A 372-nucleotide genomic window follows, 5' to 3' on the forward strand; every position below is an offset into this window, starting at 1 on the left:
CAGGCTATCGTGACGAGAGCACGATGAAAGTCATCCGCCATGAGTCGCTTGGCATCTACATCTATGCCAAGCCGAAGAACCAGACGGAACAGAAGTACAACCTCAACCTTACGGCAAGAGCCGAGGCGATACGCTGCCGTCGCTTTGAGGCTATCGTCAACGAGCGTTATGATTTCTTCGACAAGGAGAAGATGAAAGGAGATTTCCTCGCCTACTTCAAGAAACTGGCAGACAAGAAGAACTCCAAGTGGCAGCACGTCTATATGCACTTTCGTACCTTCACGCAAGGCAAGTGTACCTTCGGTGAGATAAACGTGGACTTGTGCAACAGATTTCGTGAGTATCTGCTGACAGCACCACAGGGACTGCATA

1 protein-coding gene is annotated in these 372 nt (G+C 50.0%); it reads left to right on the forward strand.

Annotation, left to right across the window (positions count from 1 at the left end; all coding sequences use genetic code 11):
- The coding region (locus I6E38_RS15600) for a phage integrase SAM-like domain-containing protein (RefSeq protein WP_235394746.1) at positions 1 to 372 on the forward strand (372 nt) is incomplete at both ends.

Source organism: Leyella stercorea (genome assembly GCF_021531355.1).
In the GTDB taxonomy this organism is placed as follows: Bacteria; Bacteroidota; Bacteroidia; order Bacteroidales; family Bacteroidaceae; genus Prevotella.